Origin of the sequence: Bilifractor sp. LCP19S3_H10 (assembly GCF_052119185.1) — a bacterium.
Classification (GTDB): domain Bacteria; phylum Bacillota; class Clostridia; order Lachnospirales; family Lachnospiraceae; genus Bilifractor.
The window spans coordinates 99058-113964 of sequence record NZ_JBQKFT010000007.1; the positions used below are offsets into that span (position 1 = coordinate 99058).

The 14907-nt window shown below is 43.4% G+C and carries 13 protein-coding genes and 2 pseudogenes; all 15 read right to left on the reverse strand.

What is annotated here, in order from left to right; all coding sequences use genetic code 11:
- Positions 1-466: 466 nt before the first annotated feature.
- The 15 genes and pseudogenes from ACTQZS_RS07595 to ACTQZS_RS07665 all read right to left on the reverse strand — a co-directional run bounded on the left by ACTQZS_RS07595 (position 467) and on the right by ACTQZS_RS07665 (position 14862).
- Complete coding sequence (locus ACTQZS_RS07595) at positions 467-1045, reverse strand: hypothetical protein (protein WP_441475278.1); 579 nt, start codon at positions 1043-1045, stop codon at positions 467-469.
- Positions 1042-2295: pseudogene (locus ACTQZS_RS07600) on the reverse strand (VirD4-like conjugal transfer protein, CD1115 family); the annotation flags it as partial. The gene ACTQZS_RS07595 and the pseudogene ACTQZS_RS07600, both read right to left, overlap by 4 nt.
- 59 nt (positions 2296-2354) lie before the next feature.
- Complete coding sequence (locus ACTQZS_RS07605) at positions 2355-2516, reverse strand: transposon-encoded TnpW family protein (RefSeq protein WP_441475279.1); 162 nt, start codon at positions 2514-2516, stop codon at positions 2355-2357.
- Positions 2517-2760: 244 nt separating this feature from the next.
- Positions 2761-4077, reverse strand: coding sequence for a VapE domain-containing protein (locus ACTQZS_RS07610; protein WP_441475317.1), 1317 nt, complete (start codon positions 4075-4077; stop codon positions 2761-2763).
- Complete coding sequence (locus ACTQZS_RS07615) at positions 4010-4693, reverse strand: CHC2 zinc finger domain-containing protein (protein WP_441475280.1); 684 nt, start codon at positions 4691-4693, stop codon at positions 4010-4012. The genes ACTQZS_RS07610 and ACTQZS_RS07615 overlap by 68 nt, the downstream gene beginning before the upstream one ends.
- Positions 4694-4709: 16 nt before the next feature.
- On the reverse strand, positions 4710-5933 hold the full coding sequence (locus ACTQZS_RS07620) for a serine/arginine repetitive matrix protein 2 (protein WP_441475281.1): 1224 nt from the start codon (positions 5931-5933) through the stop codon (positions 4710-4712).
- A gap of 342 nt (positions 5934-6275) precedes the next feature.
- Positions 6276-6893 carry a helix-turn-helix domain-containing protein gene (locus tag ACTQZS_RS07625; RefSeq protein ID WP_441475282.1) on the reverse strand — a complete coding sequence of 206 codons (618 nt, stop codon included), beginning with the start codon at positions 6891-6893 and terminating at the stop codon, positions 6276-6278.
- 22 nt (positions 6894-6915) lie between these two features.
- Positions 6916-7575 carry a phosphatase PAP2 family protein gene (locus ACTQZS_RS07630; protein WP_441475283.1) on the reverse strand — a complete coding sequence of 220 codons (660 nt, stop codon included), beginning with the start codon at positions 7573-7575 and terminating at the stop codon, positions 6916-6918.
- Between the two features lie 358 nt (positions 7576-7933).
- Positions 7934-10324 (reverse strand): recombinase family protein, encoded by a 2391-nt coding sequence (locus tag ACTQZS_RS07635; RefSeq protein WP_441475284.1) that lies wholly within the window; start codon positions 10322-10324, stop codon positions 7934-7936.
- A gap of 93 nt (positions 10325-10417) precedes the next feature.
- Positions 10418-10942 (reverse strand): annotated as a pseudogene (locus tag ACTQZS_RS07640) (type IV secretory system conjugative DNA transfer family protein); the annotation flags it as partial.
- Entirely contained in the window at positions 10939-11397 is a 459-nt protein-coding gene (locus ACTQZS_RS07645; protein WP_441475285.1) for a PcfB family protein, read from the reverse strand. The pseudogene ACTQZS_RS07640 and the gene ACTQZS_RS07645, both read right to left, overlap by 4 nt.
- 138 nt (positions 11398-11535) lie before the next feature.
- Positions 11536-11763: an aspartate dehydrogenase gene (locus ACTQZS_RS07650; protein WP_441475286.1), complete on the reverse strand. Its 228-nt coding sequence runs from the start codon at positions 11761-11763 to the stop codon at positions 11536-11538.
- A 255-nt stretch (positions 11764-12018) separates the two neighbouring features.
- Positions 12019-12963, reverse strand: coding sequence for a ParB/RepB/Spo0J family partition protein (locus tag ACTQZS_RS07655; protein ID WP_154458906.1), 945 nt, complete (start codon positions 12961-12963; stop codon positions 12019-12021).
- Positions 12964-13122: 159 nt separating this feature from the next.
- Positions 13123-13938 (reverse strand): hypothetical protein, encoded by an 816-nt coding sequence (locus ACTQZS_RS07660; RefSeq protein ID WP_441475287.1) that lies wholly within the window; start codon positions 13936-13938, stop codon positions 13123-13125.
- 144 nt (positions 13939-14082) lie between these two features.
- The gene (locus ACTQZS_RS07665) at positions 14083-14862 is read right to left on the reverse strand and encodes a sortase domain-containing protein (protein ID WP_441475288.1); all 780 of its coding nucleotides are present in this window, start codon (positions 14860-14862) and stop codon (positions 14083-14085) included.
- Positions 14863-14907 lie beyond the last annotated feature (45 nt).

Sequence of the window (14907 nt, forward strand, 5' to 3'; positions counted from 1 at the left end):
CTGAGGCACATGGGTAGTCTAACTGATATCCCCTGCCAAACTCATAATCGACAAAACTCTTTTCCTTCAAAATCGACAAAATAGTTTTGTTTCTTCTCCGTTTTGTCGATTTCCCGGAATCATCGACAAAACCACGGTAGTCCAGTGTTTATGCGGCCTGACGGCCTATGGCGAATTCTGTCGGAACTTTTCCGGTTACTCTGATCCTCTCTTTCTTTAAATACCGGTTATCCATTGGAAACCGTGGTTATCTGAGTTCCGTAAAAACAGTCCTGTAAAACAGGTGACATATCCTGTCTTCCGCATCGTTCCATGTTTGATGTCACAATCTGTGACTTCAAAGATTTATGGAAATCCGGCGGATATCTGCAGCGTCTCAGGCCGCTTGTTTTTTCAGAAAAACAGAGGGCCACGGTTACTGTGGTCCTCTGCAAAGTCAACTTATTCATTAAACGCTTTCTCCTTATCAGCGGAAGGGAAGCTCATCCCCGATCACTTTGTGAAATTCATCGCTCTTTGCTTCTGCTTCCTTCTCCGCGATTTCTTTCCCTTTTTTCAGGCTTCCGGTCACAGATTCTCTGCTGCGATTTTTTGTCTTGTAGGATTCAACCAGCGCCTTCAGTTCCTGATTGGTCACATTCCGTTTCTCATAGTGCCAGACCGGCACACCCTGCTCATTTTTTCCCTGATACTGCGGCCGGCTTAAGGTCGTACTTCCGTTCTCAGGAATTTTTGCCCACAGTCCCTTGCCAAACTTGTTCTCATGAACACGCTTTGCAGGGAGAATAAAGGATTCCCAGGGTCTGTGATCGCCCGGATCCACGTTGGGAATCTTGATCTCCACATACGCCTTCCCATCCTTTGCGGTGAACGGGTCACCGCAGAGACCTTTTCCGAACTTGATCGTAATTTCAGGAAAGTTCCGACTGCCATCTGTGCTTCCTGCCGGCGCTTCAATGCTCTTTTCTTCCGGAGCTTCCACCACCGCCTCGGATCCGCTGCCATTTTCTGTTGCATAGTCTTCATTCATTCTTTCTTCGTTCATTCAAATCCTTCTTTCTCCGGTTCAATGACCAGATATTCATCATTCGGTTTCAGTTTCAGCCGGTGCTGCAGATACTTCCCGATATCCAGATAGTTTCTTTCATCATAATCAGAGGTCTCCCTGTAGTTCGGATGCTGTGTAATATCATATTTGTCAGACAGAAACGGACGGACGCCCCGAAGCTGCAGGATGCATTTGCTGTTGTCCATAACCGAAAGCTCATCGATACTCATGAGATCCTTCCCTGTCTTCTGGTAGTTCAGGCTGTGCGATTCCTCCCTGCCACGGTTCTCACCGGTGTTGTACAGATCGATCGTCTCTTTACCGAGCGCTGTGTTCAGTTCCTTCAGTGTCGTCGGTTCACTGCCGCCGAGAAAGATCCTCGAATCCATGTTGCCGATGATCGTATCCGCATGATCTTTATAGATCGCCTTCAGCTGGCTCTGCGTCTGCAGCACCAAACAGGCGGAGATCTCACGGCTGCGGATCGTCGCCACCAGCTTTTCCAGATTCGGGATCTGCCCGATATTGGCCGCTTCATCGATCAGGCACCTTACATGCACCGGCAGCCGTCCCTTGTACACGTTGTCCGCCTTTTCGCAGAGAAGATTGAACATCTGCGTGTAGATCATGGAGATCAGGAAGTTGAAGGTGCTGTCTGTATCCGACATGATCAGAAACAGTGCCGTCTTCCTGTCACCGAGCGTATCCAGTTCAAGGTCGTCATACGATGTGATCTCCCGAAGCTCTGAGATGTCAAACGGTGCCAGCCTCGCGCCGCAGGAAATGAGAATCGATTTCGCAGTCTTTCCCGCAGCCAGTTTGTATTTTTTATACTGTCTTACCGCGAAGTGTTTCGGAGCCCTTTCCGCCAGCGTATCAAACATGATATCTACCGGATTTTTGAAATCCTCGTCGTCTTCCCTGACTTCCATGCAGTCCAGCATCTCCAGAAGTGTTGAAAAGTTCTGTTCCTCCGGCAGGGCTTCATAATGGATATACCCAATGAGTGCACAGTAAAGAAGAGTTTCCGCCTTCACCCAGAAATCCTCACCAGTCTTTCCTTCGCCCTTTGTATTTGCGATCAGCGCGTTGACCATCTTCAGGATGTCCTTATCACTGTGGATATAGGCAAAAGGGTTGTAGTGCATGGATTTGTGAAAATCGATCGTGTTAAAAATCTTCAGCCGATAGCCGTGTCTGAGCAGCGCTTTTCCACAGCTTGTAACGATCTCGCCTTTCGGAAGCGTTTTGTCAATACAGAGAATGATAATTCACTAAAAAAATGATTGTTTTATGATGGACTGGCTTAGAAATTGCCGGCAACCACTTCCTGACGTATTAAATTCTTCATTCTGTCCTCTACTGTTACCTTTTTCGCATTGTTGAAGAACACCCCGACAAGGTAAGTAGTATTTCCGATCTTTGTCTTAAAATTACCGCCATCTATATAATTTGCTTTGTTTTCCACTGTTTTCTCTCCTTGCATTCGCACCTCTCCTTTCCCAAATTCCCCCTACAAGGGAAAGGGTAACAAAAAAGGTAACATGACCGAAAAGACTTCTCAAATCACCGCTACCTATGCTTGCTACCCGTATTTTATTTATTTTTCTATTTTCTTGTTACTTTTGTTACCTTTCATAGAAAACCCAGTAAAATCAATGCTTCCACTGGGTAACAACATAAGTAACAACAAGGTAACTTCATCAATTTTGTTACTTAAATGGTATCTCCAATTCCAACTGTTTCGGTATTTCCATAAAACCATCGCTGTCCGCTTTGTCGGGGATCTCCTGAGACGAACCGACACGCACCCAACCTCGTTGCTTGCCATAATCTCCAAAGTGCATTGCCCCATCGCTCATAACCCAGTCGGTCACAGAATTGTTCATAATATCGCAAATCTGCTTTAGCTCAATCCTCTTAGGTTCGTAGTCTCTGTGAAGTGCTTCTTTCCACAACAGTTTGGAACAAACCCTGTCCCCCTTGAAATCATCAAGAAAGGCAAGAATCATTCCGGCATCAGCATCTTCCGGCATAAACTGCTTCTGATAATCTTTCAGGTATTCAGCTGATTCCTTGCTAAGCATCAGCCTGAACTCTCCTGATCTGAATATCTCCATAGCTTCCGCCCACACCTGCTCGATATATTCCCTTGAACTTGCTTCATTATCAAGAATATGACACTCTGCTCTCTCAGGATAAACCATGACCGGCATGAATCGTCTGTTACCGGTACGATCAAGCGGAAGTGTATCCATAGCATTGGAAGTACCGCCAAACACGCACTGTCTCGGTCTGTCCTTTGGCTGTGTCTCATAAGGTACTTTATAAATATCACTCTGCCTACTGATAAAAGACTTAATATCCTCAATGCTCCTAGCACTGGCAGTCGCTATCATTTCCGACAGCTCTATGATCAGATGTCCCTGCATTTTTCGGAACACATTTTCATCATCAAGTTTTTTCAGATCATCAGTAAACCATGAATCATTCATGGCAAGGAACCTGAAAAATGTGGACTTTCCGGCTCCCTGACCACCCACCAGTATCAGCATATACTCAAACTTCGTCCCTGGGCGAAACACTCTTGAAATAGCCCCCAACAAAAGAACTTTCATTACTTCGTAGGTATAGACATTCCTATCCGCTCCAAGAAAGTGATACAGCACATCTTTGATACGCTCTTTTTTGTCCCACACTAAGGAATTGAGTTTTTCCTGAATCGGGTGATACTTGTTTTCCATAGCGACCACATTGATTGCCGATTTTATCTTTTTCTCCGTGGTCAGACTGTAATTCTCTTCAAGATACAGCATGATATGGTCTATGTCAGAATCAGTCAGCACAGGGCTTTCCCGATACCACCCTAAGTCTTTTACAATGTCGTTCCGATCTGTCATCATGTTGTAACGAATAACACCCTTGAACTTCGGATCATTCTGCAATACTGTAACAACATTCCTAATGCACTGCTTCACAGCTCCTTTGTCTGTTGTGATCAATCGTTCCCTGATTTCTGCGATGCTCATTAACTCTTCGCTCAATATCTGCCACCTCCTTTCCCAAATCTTTTACCAGCATTTCTTTTTCTTCCTCTAATCCCCATAGCAAAGTATCAAGCTGATATTGCACCTTAGGCAGATTCTGCACCGCTTCCTCATACCTTGCATCAATTTCATCAATGCTTTTCGGTTTGAAGTCTCTCTCCCATTCTTTTAACAAATGAAAATAATCAGATAACACACGATAGGTCTTTGTTTTAGCTTCTTCCAGTATCTGCATTGGAGATTTTTCTCTCCTGACCGGCTTTGGTGGAGACCGCACCGAACTGTCATAAGCTATTCCAAATTCATCAGCAATCTGTATCGCTGCATCTTTGGAAGAAAGATTATAATACTTTGCAACAAAATCAATTGCATCTCCCTTTTCCCCGCAACCAAAGCAAAAATATTTTTTATCCATCGGCTTTACTTTCATGCTCGCTGTCTTATCCTGATGAAACGGACACTTGCACATATTACCCCGATTGAAAACAATACCGGCTCGCTCCATAACCGCCCTTGCGGTCACTCGTTCCTTTACTTCATCAAATACTCCCATAATATCCTTTCCGGACAATAAAAAAGCATCTGTCTCTCCAGTCATGGATAACAAATGCTCCTTAAAGTTCCATATTCTTTTTTCTGATAGGCACGTCTCGTTTCTGCTCATCTTCCCTAATTTGCTTCTGCATGGCTTTCAATTTTTCCTGAATAGATACCCTTGCGTGCTCCTTGATCTGCTCCTTTGCCTTAGTCTTATTCTTCGGCTCATTCAGGGCAGAAATAATATTGCCAAGAAGAACCTGAGACGCTTTCTCCAGTCGGAAAACAATCGCATTTACGACTTTGGAAGCTACCGACTTAGAACTGTCGCTGAGTTTCTCCTTCGGCTGTTTCTGTAACAATTCTCCGTAATCTTTTACTACATCAACATCATGCTTCACAGTTTCCTCTTTCACACGCTCTGTGACAACCTCACAAGCCTTTTCATAGGCAAGGTCAACTGCTTCCTCAACAACTGCGTTTACGTCCTCTATCTTCATCATAAGCCCGTCTAACAGGGCTTGCTTTTCCTCAATGCGTTTCTGTTGGTTCATGAGGATAAAATCCTGCTTTTCCAAATAACTTGCACCACCATAGACCGGTTCAACATCAATATTTAATCCATGCTTTTGGCAAATACTAATGAACAGCTTTCTACACTCATCATCAAATACCATCTTCCGATTGTTGTATTTTCCTTTTTTCTCATTCGGCTTCGGAAGTTCAAAACCCAATTCTTCCAATGCCTTATCTTGTTGGGGACATAATTCTCCATACTGGTTCAATGCGTCAAAAACGTGTCTTTCATGGATATGCGGAGTAGCTTCATCAAGATGCAAAGCCCAGTCCAGTATATGAACATGAGAACCATATCGCTTATTAAATTCCTCAAAGTATTCTGTGCTAATCTGAGCAAGCACATCAGCGGAAACTGTTCCGTCAATGTTGCCAAGCTGTAGTAACGTTTCTTCCGGACACGTTTTCGTATTCGTAAGTATGCCGTCAATTGTTTTCACTCTATCATAGTGCCTTGCCTTTCGATTCCTTTCATTCTGTCCGTCCACATGCTCTGAATAATGCTCAACATAGTAGGCTTTCTCTACTTCTGTGAAAGTGAATTTTGCTCTTTCGTTCTCAGCATTTGGTAGACTATAACCCTGATAGCAGTCCCAATAGACATTGAATTTTGTTCTCTCTGCATCAATATGTTCACTGTTCTCTTCATCAAATTCACGGTCATTATGCTTAGGATTGTAAGCTCCATGCTTACCAGCTCTTCCATTATGCCTTGTTGCTTTCATTCATTTCTTTCCTTTCTTTTTCTACAAAAAAAGACCAAGTAAATTTCTCTACTCAGTCTGTTAATAATAACAATATTTAATTATTCTCCCGAAGGGAATTGCAACGAAGTTGCCAAAACTTGTGAAGCTCTGCTACAAGTAATACCCAGTACTTAGTGGCGAAACGCCACTAACTGGGCAATGGTTGCACCCTTGACCTGCTAAGGCGCTTCGCCCTTAACCCGAGTGGAGTCTTTCTCCTGCACCTTGCGTAAGGCTCTGCCTTTACAATCCGACAACCTGAAAGTTTCTCTCCGTTTCAATCTCTTTGTAAGACTGGAATCTGTATACTTAAAATTCTCCTTATTTCCCTTCCTTTGCTTGTTTATAAAGCAGAACACCTTTGACAAATAATAATAGAAAAGCAACTGTTATCACATATGGTTCTTTTGCCATAGACAAGAACAAAACAGCAATAACACTGAGTCCTATAGACAATGAATCAACAGCCTTTTTTGTCTTTTCAAATTTAAAATGGGTCATTAATATTTTCACAATTCCTACAATTGTTAAGGAAACAAACAGCACCCAATAAGTTGTAATAATATAGGCATCATTATCTACATATCCAAAGAGATTTACCGCATAGATATATCCATTGGAGGGTTTTGGATATAGCGGTAGAAAAATAAGCAACAAAGAAAACAAGTCAACAAACCCCAACAATAAATCACATACACTTTTGAGATTTGATTTGTTTTCTTTTTCTGCTATCATAATCAACTGGTCTCCAGATAATAAATCATCAATAGACACAGAGAAATATCTGGATATCTCCTTTAATGAATCAATGCTTGGATATCCTCTTCCAGATTCCCATTTTGATATTGCAGTTCTGGAAACAAATAATGCCTCTGCCAGTTCTTCCTGTGTCAAACCTCGGCTCTTTCTTAATTCCTGAAGCTTTTCATTGAATTCCACCCCCTGCACCTCCTTTTTTATTTCACTTTTTTATTGTCAGCATAACTACTGCCTTATAAACAGTAAATAATCCGGCACTTAACAATACACCACCCACAATATCCGTAAACCAATGTACTCCTGAAATCAATCTGCCGATAACCATGAATGCAGAAAAAGCGATTGCCAGAATCGTTATAATTCTTTTCAACGCAGAACATGACATTCTTCGTTGAATCTGTTCAACCAAAGTCGGCATCACACACAATACCAGTAATGTCGTTGAAGAAGGATAAGAAGCCTCCATAATTCCATTGATTAAAATTGGTCTGTAATTGATTGGAATGATCTCAAAAATGAAGTATGACAGCATCACAACAACATAATAAACTCCCAGGACAATGATATCCGGATCCACCTTGAAGAGACTTTTTCTCTTTATCAGCTGAATCAGTCCAACTCCCGCAAAAGTCAAACATACGACCAACGGCACAAGCCCTAACCAGTCAGTAATCGTATAAATCGTCATATGAACATCTGTCAAACGATGAAACCAGCAATTAAATGTTGCAAATCCAATATTAGTTCCATTCTGACCCAGAGGATGCACATCCACCATCTGAATCAACGCTGTCCATAGTAGAAACGTTGCAATGAGTATGCCTCCAAATAATAAATTCTTTTTTCCTTTCTTCTTCATCATTCTACGTCCTTTCTGTATTGGTTTGTCTATTCGACACTTTCACCTTATCAAAAAACGTAAAATGACGATAGAATCACTCTTTCACATCAGCGACACAATTCGTATCATCCCCATAAATGCTCGATTTTCTCTATGTTTCCTTGACTCACTATCCACCAAATCAGAATTTACCAAATCGACAAATTCAAATTTTCTGTTCCCTATAAAATTAATTTATTGGGATTTACCAAATCGCCAAACAACGATTTGGTAAACCATCTATACAATACCATACTTCATTGTCCATTACAATAATTGCATCGCTCCCGCTTATTCTCATCAATTCTGCAACTATTATATTGTGATATTATGCTTACTCTTAGGCTGTCTGTTCACTTTTCTTTGTATGATACGCTTCACGTCTCCTAGCCAGTGTTTTTTCATATCTCTCTTTTGCGATAGGATCTCCGTTTAATGCATCGTCACGCATTTTTCGGTAACTCTTCACTGTAGCTCTAACCTGATACTGTTTATGCTCTGCTAGCTGGCTCTGTGCTTCCTGATCTCCGGCTTCTGCTTTTGCCTTCAAAGCTTCTAACTGCTCCTTTCTCCTTGCGGTATGCCGTCTGTTATATTCTGCAGTTTTCTCTTCTAAATATTTCGCATATTCAGGATCATTTTCTGCTCTTAATTTGCGTTTTTCTGCTGATTTCCTAGAACGCTCCCTAGCAATAGCCCTACGTTCCTCTAGCTCTCTGATTGCTTCCTGATTGCCTTTTTCTGCCTGCTCCTTTAATTCTGCCAAAGCAACCTTTTTCTTCCTTGTAGCACGCTCCTGACGCTTCTTTTCCCTTTCCAAAGCCAAGCGTTCTTTCTCTTCCATCTTTGCTCGATATTCAGGGTCAGCCATTCTCAATTTACGCATTCTTTCTGCTTGCTTACGATTGTTCTGTCTGCCCTTTTCAAGAATTGCTTCATACTCTGCCATAGCTTCAGGATCTCCAGCTTCTGCTTTTGCCTTGATCTCTGCACGCTTCTGATTTCTTTTCTGCGTAGATTTCTTAGAAGAATTTCTCTTTCTTTCTGCAATCTCTTCCGCTCTGCGTGCTTCCTCTAATTGCATGACTTCCACTTCGTCCTCGCTGAGTGGAAGAACGAAATTTCCAATGAAATTGAAATAAATATCCACTTGCTGAGTACGGTCTTTTGTTCTGCCACCCTCTGCTTCATGAATTACAACCTTTTCAATGAAATCATTAAGCATAGGTGTTGTCAGTTCGTCAAAATCTTTGTACTTCTTAACCAGTCGCACAAATCTGTCAATCTGCACTGTTTTATTGGATATACGCTCTGTCGCAGTTTCAAGCTCTGAAATTCTCTGCTCTAGGTTGCTTTGTTCGGTGTCATATTCTGTCATAAGACGATTGAACTGTCTTTCCGGCAATCGCCCTAAAGTGAAATTTTCATACAATCCCTTTATCAGATCATCTAAATCCATCATGCGACGCTTAGCTTCCAATAGCTCCTTTTTATCATTAGTATTGTCCTTTTCACACTGTATTTCATACTGTGCCTTTAACTGTTCCACAAATTTCTTTTCATCATTCAGGACATACTGTGACACTCTCTTAGTTGCCTGATAAATAAGCATTTCTACTGTACTTGCTTTGATATAATGACCAGTACAGGAATGATATTTATTGTGATACCTGCTACATCGGAATGCCTGATTACTGTCATAAGTCTTTCCGTCTTTCGACTGTGAATTGATATATGCCAGTCTGCTTCCACAATCCGCACAATAAAGGAGTCCTGACAGCCTATGCGTAGGCTTTTCACTGTTTCGTCTAGGTGAGACTCGTTTCCTCATTTTCTGTGCCTTATCATAAGTTTCCTGATCTATGATAGCTTCATGAGTATTATAGAAAATAAGCAGCTCGTCCTCATTCACAACTCTTTTTCGCTTCGTCTTGAAACTGTCTTTTGTTGTCTTTCCAAGAATGGTATGCCCCAAATACTCACGTCTGCTCAGAATATAGCCGACTGTTGTTGCATTCCATGTATAAGCATCATGGTATCTCGTACACTGGCAATCCTCAGGATGGTTCTGTCTCGCATAAGCTGACGGAATAAGCACTTTATCCGCTGACAAGGTATCTGCTATTGCGGTTGCTCCCATTCCCTCGCAAGCAAGCTGAAAAATGCGTCTGACAACCGAAGCGGATACTTCATCAACATACAAAGTCTGCTTATCCTCAGGCTTTCTGTAATATCCATAAGGCACAGCACCGCTGACACGTTTTCCGTCTCTCATTCTAGCCTTAAATACCGCCTTAATCTTCTTACTGGTGTCTTTTGCATACCATTCATTCATAATATTCAGGAATGGTGTAAAATCATTATCTGTCGGATTGGCACTGTCAACTCCGTTATTAACTGCGATAAAACGGACACCTTTCTTTGGAAACATCATTTCAGTATAAAAACCTACTTGCAGATAGTTTCTGCCAAATCGTGACATATCCTTGACAATCACTGTTCCAACTCTTCCGGCTTCAATCTCTTCCAAAAGTGCATTGAAAGCCGGTCTGTTGAAATTTGTTCCTGAATATCCATCATCACTGAAATGTCGGATATTCTCGAAACCATTTTGTACCGCATAATCTTCAAGATATTGTTTCTGATTTGTTATGGAGTTCGATTCTCCTTGAATCTCATCATCACGAGACAGACGCTCATAAAGTGCTGTTATTCTGTTATCTTTAGCCATTTTCTCAGCTCCTTTCATAATGCTAAAAAATAAGAACACACAGAAAACACTTCATTTTTTAATGACATATTTTCTCTGTATTCTTAAAATCTAACCCTTCGGATCTGTCACCACATAGGAACTGTGCATCTGGAGCAGATTCGGTTTCAACCAGAACCTTGTTTTTCCTGATCCGGATCCGCCGACGATCAGCACATTCTTGTTTCTCGCATACTTTGGATTTTTCGGCCGGCTGTTCATCGTAAGCCTTTCCGTCTTCGTAAGAATGACATTGTTCCGGAAATCCAGATCGATGAACGGCGCAATATCTTTTGCCGTACCCCACCTAGCTGATCCGTATTCCACACCCTGCCTCAGCTTCTTCTGGTTTTTTGATTTCATATAGACTGCTGTCCTCAACAGCAACGCCGCCAATCCTCCAGTACAGAGATCTGTAGGATAAAGTAACGGAAGCGGATCAGAAAATGCCGCCGGCAGTTCCCTGATAAAATCAAGAATCTTCTCTGACGCATTCCATCCTTCCGCATTTCTCCACGCCACACCGATATGGGAAAATAACAGGGCCAGAAAAATATATGGAAGAATCCGGATCAGCTTTTTCTTTGTCTCCTGTTTCATAGTTCTCTGTCCGGTATCTTCTCCCGCACTTTCCTCCTCTTCGTCATCGATGCAAGCCTCTGCATGATCTTCTGCAGCTGCCTGTGTATACTGGCCTTCCTTCCATTCACCTGACTTTTCGTACACTCTGCAAGGACCTGTTTCAGCACGTCGTCATCCTTTGCCTTGAAGAAGACCAGGTATTTGCCTTCTTTTTTTGTGACGGCATAATCGATGCCGTATTTTTTCAGAATCCGCTCAAACTCCTTGAACTTCGGATCGTTCACCTCAATGTTCTTCACGCTGTCTCCCTGACCGATCAGGCTTTTCACTGACTGTTTTCCCTGCGGAATAAGGGCTTCTTCCCTCATACTCTCCTGCATTGCCCAGAGCATCGCACGGACCGTCAGCCGGGAGACGACCACACAGATCTGTTTGCCGTCATCCAGGGCTCTCCTTGCCGCTTCATCGGACATAATCATCAACTCCTTTCTGCTATTTACACGTCCTGCTTATCCGGATGATTGATTTCCGGACAAAAAAGAAAAGCCGGAAACCCAATGGTCATCCGACTTTTCTCAATATGCGCTGTGAAATTGTTACCGTTTCAGATCTCAGTAAAATTTTTCAATAGGTCCGTCAATTCCATACTTTCTTCTGAAGGCATCGATATCCGCTTCATTCCTGATCACATAAAGCTCATGAAATTCACCTGTCACCCGATCCCGGAAGCCTGCTACCTGTTCGCCGGTGCAGATGCTGCATCGAATAGCCGGAATCATAACCTCAGGATCATAGGATTTTGTATTGGCCTGTTTATTTCTTCCGAATAAACGCTTCATGAAAACACCTTCCTTATGAAGCCCTGCTGTCTTTCTCTGACAAATGGCCTCTGAAGAAAACTTCACGGGCTTGAAGAGATAAATTCATATTAAAAGCGACACATTCGAATCAGAGGGAATACGAATAATCGCCCTGCCCAGAACGTCCGAAACGACCTGAAGCCTGGTGTGCCGTTCAAGAACAATATACCACGGATTCTGCCAGGGTAGATATTGTTTCAGCTTTTAAACCCCAAACTAAAACCTGCATATATTCTACAGACTTACGTCGTGCTGATGCTGCCTCTGCCATTTCTGAAGCAGTTTGAGAATGGTATCTTCCATCTGCTTTGGCGTATAGGACTTGGGAAAATACTTGCTGATCTCCGTTGTCTTCAGGACCACGCGATCAACATCCTTCTTCTTTTCCTCTGAGAGAACAGCATCGATGACATCATGACTGCACTTGCCTTCCTGACTGAATTTCTTCAGGCGCTGCGCCTGTGAAAGTGAAGGTGTCGCCTGCCAGGAATTCATTGCCTCCAACAAATAATCCTGTTCTTCAGGCTTCAGAAAAGAAAGTTCAACAGCCGGATTAAAAGCAATTTCCCTGCTGTCTACCTTCTCCAGAAGATTTGAATTAAGATTATTCAATCGAAGATATCGTTGAACCTGTCTTCCACTTTCACCTGATTTATCTCCAACGATATCGGAAGCCTCCAACTTCCCGACAACTTGTCGGGAAGTTAATTTTTCTCCTGTCTGAAGTTCTCTTTTTTGTCCTTGATGCCTCAAAGCTTCCATCTTCATCTGATATGCCTTTGCTCTTTCACTTGGAAGAATGTTCTCTCGCTGCAGGTTGGAATCTACCATCAGGATCGTTGCTCTGTCATCATCCATATCTCGTATGAGAACCGGCATTCTGTCGATGCCCGCAAGCTCACAGGCACGCTTTCTCCGGTGTCCGGAAATCAGTTCATATCCGCCTCCTTCCTTCGGTCTGGCAATCGCCGGCGTGAGAACACCGAATTCTTTGATGCTTTCTACCATCTTCCGCATATCTTCATCATCCGCTACGTGAAAAGGATGATCCTTGAAGTCATGCAGCTCAGATAATGAAACATCCCTGACTTTTTCCAGCTTGAGTTCTTCACGAAACATCTCTGTCGTAAAGATATCATCAAAGCTTTCAAGCTCCGGCTTCTTTCTTTTCTCTGCCATGATCAGATCCCTTTCTTCTGCGCTTTTCCTGTTTTTTCATCATCCTGCGGATTGCCTTCAGATAGTTCTTCATTCTCTTTTTCATGTGTTTCCTCCATATAAAAGGAGCCCGCATTTCTGCGGACTCCCGTCACATTATTTTTCTGACTTCATCACAATTCAGTCGGCTACCCATTCATCCCAGGCCTCCTGATCTACAACGGTTCTTGTGCCCGTCTGGACCTGCTGGCTGACTGTTACATGCTCCGTGTGATATCCCCAGCAGTCCGGATGTGTTGCCGCGTGTCCGGAAAAAGATCCTGTGCTGTTGATCAGATCGGTCACGTCTTCCCCGCAGTCATTGCAGACACATTTTTCCACCTGTTGTGTGACGGTTTCATAAACCGGTTCCTCGTGTGTCACAGTCTCGTGATGCACATAATGTCCGGTTGGCTCCGGCGTTGGTGTCGGAACATTGTTTTCCGTCACTGCAGCCGCGGTCTCATTAACTTTCGGCGGCTGACAGGATGGATCCGATTTCTGGCAGGGTGTGCTTCCGGTGGTCTGAACATTGCCAGACACAATATTGGAAGTATTGGCAGAGATATTTTCCACTTTCTGTCTTTCCTGCGGAACCGCCTCTGTTTTTGTTACCTGCGCCGTGTCACTGCCGGACTGTGCATTCTCCCCGGATGTGCCGGTCTCTTCTTTTTCAGCAGAATCATTTTCTTTCTTCGCAGCAGCGGTCTCTGTCTCATTACCGCTTTCTTCTGACGCTGAAATTGCAGCGACCGGGTCGGAATTGACATCTTTCTCCGTCTTTTCTTTCTTCACATTTTCTTCCGCTGCCTTCTGCACTTTTTTCTCAGATACAGGGACTTCCCTCTTTTCCGTCTTTATATCTGCCTTCGCCTGTGTGCCTGTCATCTGACTGCAGCCGGAAAAACTCAGTGTTACCGCCATAACCAATGCAAAAAACAAACCCGTCTTCTTCATAATCCTCTTACCTCTTTCCATTCGCGTAGGTTGTCCGTTGGCCTTATTTTGATGAAATCCTCTGCCTTCTGATTATGTTGTATGACAGGTTTCTGAATGCCGCAATGTTATCGATCTGCAATTTTTCCGGCGAAAATCCGGCTGTTATCGTTTCAGCAGTGTGAGTTCTGCATTCACGATCCGCCTGTTGATATCTGACCGTCTGGACGGGCACGTTGCCAGGGTAAGCACCTGTTTTCTGTTCTCATCCCTCCATCCTTTCTGAAAAATCTTATCCGATTTGCTGACCACGGAGTTCTCATAGACGGTATATTCCCGGCAGCAGCCGTCCGGCGTGTACACATATGCCTTATCTCCCGACTGCAGCTGATCGAGTGCACCGAACATCGAATTATCTGCCATGTTGTGACCGTACAGTACACAATGCGCTGCGCCGATCTCTGCATCCGATTTTTCCCAGGTGAAGATGCTCCCTGAGAAACGGTAGCTGCCATCCGCATCCAGATGAAGATATTCCTGCTCTTTGCTTCTGAGGACAGGATAATCTGCACCAATATCCGGGATATATATCCAGCAGCAGATGTCTTCGTTTCTTATTTTCAATGCTTTCCAGTCTACCGTCCGGTACATTGCCTCAGGAAAAACTTCTGCCACAGCCGTCTGAGATACTGATCGGATATGGTGATCCGATCCCATATTGCTCACATCCATTTTCTCCGCAGCAGATTTTCTGTCTTCTGTTTTCGGATCATCCGGTTCCGTGATCACCTCCTCCACAAGTTCTTTCTGATAATGCGCCGATTCTGCATATGGCAAAGCTTCCATGATGATCAGACAGCCTACGGTAACAGCTGCGATGATCAGCACAGCCAGCAGCAGACTGCCCGGTTCTTCACGTATCTTCCTTTTACCTTTTTTCTTCATAATCGATATTTCCCCACGGAAAAAGGAGAGGCACCGTTACGTGTC